Raw genomic sequence first — 4,800 nt, forward strand, 5'->3', positions numbered from 1 at the left:
AACTGTAGTGTCGTGGATTACCACAAGCTCGCCATCTTTACTCATCTGAACATCTAACTCAATTATATCTGCCTTCATCTCAACAGCTTTATTAAATGCTGCCATCGTGTTTTCAGGCGCATACCCCGATGCCCCCAGGTGTGCAATCGAGAGCACCTTGTTTTCGTTCTTGGATGCCGCTACGGTTAGCGAAATTTCCGCTTTTGAACTCGCAAACATGATAACTGCCAATCCAATCATCACATAAACAGCGGTCACATGTTTCATTATTCATTCTCCTCTAGATAATTTCACGGTAAGTTTAAACAAGGAATAGTAAGGCGGTTTTGCCGAAATAATCTTCCTTTATGGTGTTTGAAATCCAGACTATTTAATATTGTACGCAAAAGTTAATTTTTCAGTTATATAAGGATATTTTTGTATAGATCTCTCCCTAAGCATCATATTAAAATTAAATGCATGGAGGAGGGGAAGGTATGAAAATAGCCATTATGGGTGCCGGTTTATCTGGCCTCGCCTGTGCTCTTACTCTTGAGAAGTACGGTTATCAGGCGGATATTTTTGAAAGACGAGCAATGGTTGGAGATCGTTTTGTTATAGCAGAGGCTATGTTTTCTATGTTTCATACTCCTTATGATGATGCGGTGAAATATTTGTCTGAGACCTATGATATTCATTTGAAACCAACCAGTAATTTGCAAAAAGTTTTTATTTACTCGAAAAATGAAACCTCCTTTATCGATGGACATTTGGGCTTTACGAATATGAGAGGTAAGCATTCAGAAGCCTATGAAAAACAGCTGGCTGCTCAGCTTAAAGGGAAGATTCGTTTCAACGAGAACGTCTCCTATGAAGACATTTCCAAAGAATATACTCATGTGGTTATGGCAACAGGTGATGCGTTAGATACAGAAAAATTTCAGCCGTATGACGTGGCGTTTAAAGCAAGCTTTAAAGGAGCTGTGATTGAGGGAGAGTTTAACCAAACGGAAGCTCATACTTTCTTCAATTATGATTTTGCCCCGAAAGGAATGGCTTATTTACTTCCCCATTCTGATAAGAAGGCGTCGCTTGTATTAGTGTACCCACAATATCCTGAAAATGAGCTATTAGACAAAGAACAACTGTGGGAAAAGTGTTTTGAAGAGTGCTGTGTCAAATTAGACCAGGACTTTAAGATCATCCATGATTATTCAATCAAAGATTATCGAATAGGCAAAACAGAATTTCCGAGGATTGGTAACACATTTTTTGTAGGAAATTGCTGGGGAGCGATTACGCCTGTTTTTGGTTTTGGTCAATTTGAATCGATGCTGACAGGAATCTATGCAGCTCAGGATATTGCAGGCGTCGGAAATTACGAAAAACTTGTGGGACCTCTGTCGCAAAGCTATCACGACTCCCTTTCCCTCCGGAGAACGATGGAAAAATTAGATAATAAGAAGCTTGATCTCATAACAAAATCCATCAATAATAAAGTGGTTGAAAGTTTAATCACAACTAACAAAATTAATCTCTTTAAAATTATCAGTCGGATCATCCACCCATTTAGCCGACATGCTTGAGCAGTGAAGGTTGTCTGTAAAAAGAAAAAGTTCATCTTTTAAAATTTTCCAAAAATAATATTGACTAATATCTGAAGTGACATTATTATTAAATTACAGTCATCGAGTAAAGACTGTGCGCTCAAGCGCTCATAATACTCCAAAGGGGAGTAGCTTACAGTTATGTCGACATTACGTGATTTTTTTCACCGGCTTAACTGGCAACGTAACGTTGTTTGCGAGACCTTTGCCAAATTGGTGAAGGGACGAATATGTAGAGACCAAACCTTTACCAATCCACGGTAAAGGTTTTTTTAATGGATTCACCCATTATAATTAATCAGGAGGTTGAAGGAATTGATTACCAAGTTATTAAGTCTGTTAAAGGTCGGTTCACCTAAAATTGATCTCGTTTTAGATCAGAATGAAATCAATCCAGGTGGAAAAATAGCCGGTTCCTTTCACCTGAAGGGCGGCTGGACTAGTCAGAAAATCAAACGCCTGGAATGCGACTTAGTGAAAGATGATCATGGAAAAAAGCCAATGATCATTCAACCTGTAACCACTGTGCTTATGTCCCAGACGATAGATCCTAAAGATAAAAAAGAATTTCCATTTCATTGCCAACTGCCAGAACAGCTGACACCTTCATCTGAAAGAATTTCCTATCGTTTGCAGACTAAGCTTGTCTTTATGGATGATGTAAAAAGTGTCGACCACGACGAATTGATCGTCACCAAATACGAATAAAGGGGAAGAGGCTTGAATGGATATGGCTCTAGTGATGGAGTATGGCTGGGTCTTGTTGATTTTAATCGGGTTGGAAGGGATTCTAGCAGCTGATAACGCACTCGTAATTGCGACAATGGTAAAACATCTGCCCAAGGAAAAGCGGAAAAAAGCTTTGTTTTACGGCCTTGCCGGTGCTTTTGCGTTTCGATTTGGCTCGTTGTTTGTAATTTCCTACCTTGTCCATATTTGGCAAATCCAAGCAGTGGGGGCTCTTTATCTCATCGGGATTGCTGCGTATCATCTTTTGAAAAAGCATGTACTGAAGCCTCATTTTAAAGCAGAGAAGCAATCGAAAAAAGAGACTGGTTTCTGGCCTACCGTCATCAAAGTCGAGCTTGCCGATATCGCTTTTGCCGTTGATTCCATACTTGCGGCAGTCGCTCTTGCTGTGACACTCCCTATTACAAGCCTTCCAGCTATCGGCGGCATGGATGGCGGCCATTTTGCTATTATACTCGCAGGAGGAATCATCGGACTTGTGATTATGCGTTTTGCTGCCGGTTATTTCGTCGTTTTGCTGGATCGAAAGCCTGGCCTGGAATCTGCTGCTTATCTCATAGTTGGCTGGGTAGGCGTGAAGCTCGCAGTTTATACGTTATCTCACCCGGAACTTGCGATTCTTGAAGAAGGCTTTGCGAAAAGTATTACATGGAAATTAATTTTCTGGTCGGTTCTTCTGCTTATTGCGGTTGGAGGGTGGTTTTTATCAAAAGAAAAGCCGCAGCCTACTGAAGATAAAGAGGCTGCAGCACAAAGCTGAATTGAATGAAAAGCCACTGAATACCAGTGGCTTTTTATATTTACCAATTTATTGGGCAAAGAGAGTGACCGAAAGATTCATCTCGTTCATTACTTCTACTCTGTGATCGAAATGATGGGATTTTTCCCTAGATAGTTTTTCAGTTTTTCTACATCTCCTAAGACGGATTTGCCTTCCACTGTCACAAACATTTCATTTAATTCTTCCATGTTCTCGAACTCTAATTGAGCGATTAAATAAAGGTCCAGGTCCGTATTTTGAGACTGTACAACTCGATTGATTGAAGCATCTTTTAGATGGGGAATTTTTTGAACAAGAGGAACATGAACATTGAAATAGTGCTCTTCAAACCCATTTTTATCGACAGGGTGTTCATACAAAACAATGATCTTAGCCATCATTCCACCTCCAAGTTTATACGATATAGGATATGTTTTCCTTATCCACTAAAGAATACCGCATTATGAGTGAAATAGATTATTTTAAATGTAGTAGGTGTTATTTGGTGAGCGGGCAGGCATTTTTTTCAGGGGACAGGTACAAAATAGGTGGAATTTCATTTCATTTGAATGTAAATAATGAAGGTGAAACGGTGCGAGAAACGAGAGGGATTGATTTCTGTGAAGGCCATTTGCGGTTCGTATGAATAATATCTAAGGATTGAAAATTAATAGAATTCAAGCATGAAAAAATAACGCACGCCATTTTTTAAAAAAGATCAAGGATAGATCTTAAGCTTCGCAAGTTTTAAAGTTAAAAGATGAATGGTGATGAATCCCCCAAGGTACATAAGAAATGTGTAGAATTTGTTCCATTCATCATCGTATGTCAGCGTACCGATTTGAAGAGCGATAAATTCAATCCCTGTCATCCCTAACACAAAAGTAATATAAATCCATAAAGGGTTTTGGTGTTTATAATAGAGGATATAACTAAACCACACGGAGGCTATTGTGAAAATGCCAAAATCCAGAAAGATGGAATCTAACAACACTACTTTAGGCATGGGATGAACTTTCCATAAACCGAGGTGAATCCCGAGCTGATTTAAGGTGACGGCAATAAGTGCACCGACGGGAGCCACAGTATAGAAGATCTTTGGTGCTCTTTTATAAATGGAAGGAGCCGTCAATTATGGGATGATGAAACCTAGTACTATAATTCTTACCATGATATCACCTCTTTTTTATACATTGTGCCTAAGAGAGCTTGTTATCTATACGTGGAAATGATTTGGAAAATGATAGAATGAAGATATTCGAAGAAAGGATTTGATTACATGTACGAAGGAATACATCATGTATCTTTACAGGTCACAGATCTTGAAAGGTCGAAGAAATTCTACGGAGAGGTTCTCGGTTTTCAAGAAAGCAATGCACGGCCGGAATTTGGTTTTCCTGGAGCGTGGTATCAAATTGGCGAGACACAGCTGCATCTTATTGTACATAAAGAGGGGAGCACGCTGAGAGGCACGACAGAAATTGATTCTCGTGACGGTCATTTTGCCATCCGTGTAAAAGATATGGAAAGCTTTATTGATCGATTGGAGACTCAAGAAATTCAGATGCTGAACAAGCCTCATAACAAGACAGAGTGGCATCAGGTGTACATCAGTGATCCAGATGGAAACATTATCGAATTTAATAAGTAGAAAAAGTGACGTGCATTGGACTCGTCACTTTTTATTTATCTAGACCAACTTTT

General features: G+C 39.4%; 7 protein-coding genes. 4 read left to right on the top strand and 3 right to left on the bottom strand.

The genetic code is table 11. The annotated features are described in order from the left end of the window. Window positions 1-219, bottom strand: a 219-nt coding sequence (locus LD39_RS17895) for a glycerophosphodiester phosphodiesterase family protein (RefSeq protein ID WP_304413584.1), incomplete at its 3' end; no start/stop codon positions are given. A 257-nt stretch (window positions 220-476) separates the two neighbouring features. On the opposite strand from LD39_RS17895, the gene LD39_RS17900 reads away from it, so the two are divergent. From LD39_RS17900 to LD39_RS17910, 3 genes are all read left to right on the top strand, one after another. Then, on the top strand, window positions 477-1,565 hold the full coding sequence (locus tag LD39_RS17900) for an NAD(P)-binding protein (RefSeq protein ID WP_035551033.1): 1,089 nt from the start codon (window positions 477-479) through the stop codon (window positions 1,563-1,565). 336 nt (window positions 1,566-1,901) lie between these two features. Beyond that, a complete protein-coding gene (locus LD39_RS17905; RefSeq protein WP_035551036.1) occupies window positions 1,902-2,294 on the top strand; it encodes a sporulation protein in 393 nt (130 codons plus the stop codon). Between the two features lie 16 nt (window positions 2,295-2,310). Then, window positions 2,311-3,096, top strand: coding sequence for a TerC family protein (locus LD39_RS17910; protein WP_035551039.1), 786 nt, complete (start codon window positions 2,311-2,313; stop codon window positions 3,094-3,096). 95 nt (window positions 3,097-3,191) lie between these two features. On the opposite strand, the gene LD39_RS17915 is transcribed toward LD39_RS17910, so the two are convergent. Together LD39_RS17915 and LD39_RS23650 are read right to left on the bottom strand one after the other, a co-directional pair. Next, complete coding sequence (locus LD39_RS17915) at window positions 3,192-3,494, bottom strand: EthD family reductase (protein ID WP_035551042.1); 303 nt, start codon at window positions 3,492-3,494, stop codon at window positions 3,192-3,194. 320 nt (window positions 3,495-3,814) lie between these two features. After that, window positions 3,815-4,102 carry a hypothetical protein gene (locus tag LD39_RS23650; protein ID WP_231572610.1) on the bottom strand — a complete coding sequence of 96 codons (288 nt, stop codon included), beginning with the start codon at window positions 4,100-4,102 and terminating at the stop codon, window positions 3,815-3,817. A 273-nt stretch (window positions 4,103-4,375) separates the two neighbouring features. On the opposite strand from LD39_RS23650, the gene LD39_RS17925 reads away from it, so the two are divergent. After that, entirely contained in the window at window positions 4,376-4,747 is a 372-nt protein-coding gene (locus tag LD39_RS17925; protein WP_035551050.1) for a VOC family protein, read from the top strand. Window positions 4,748-4,800: the final 53 nt, after the last annotated feature.

The organism is Halobacillus sp. BBL2006 (genome assembly GCF_000786645.1).
GTDB lineage: Bacteria > Bacillota > Bacilli > Bacillales > Halobacillaceae > Halobacillus.

What these genes read in the sequence shown, in the direction of transcription:
- LD39_RS17900 (WP_035551033.1), top strand. Translation starts at nt 477, where the DNA reads ATGAAAATAGCCATTATGGGTGCCGGTTTATCTGGCCTCGCCTGTGCT.
- LD39_RS17910 (WP_035551039.1), top strand. Translation starts at nt 2,311, where the DNA reads ATGGATATGGCTCTAGTGATGGAGTATGGCTGGGTCTTGTTGATTTTA.
- LD39_RS17915 (WP_035551042.1), bottom strand. Translation starts at nt 3,494, where the DNA reads ATGGCTAAGATCATTGTTTTGTATGAACACCCTGTCGATAAAAATGGG.
- LD39_RS23650 (WP_231572610.1), bottom strand. Translation starts at nt 4,102, where the DNA reads ATGCCTAAAGTAGTGTTGTTAGATTCCATCTTTCTGGATTTTGGCATT.
- LD39_RS17925 (WP_035551050.1), top strand. Translation starts at nt 4,376, where the DNA reads ATGTACGAAGGAATACATCATGTATCTTTACAGGTCACAGATCTTGAA.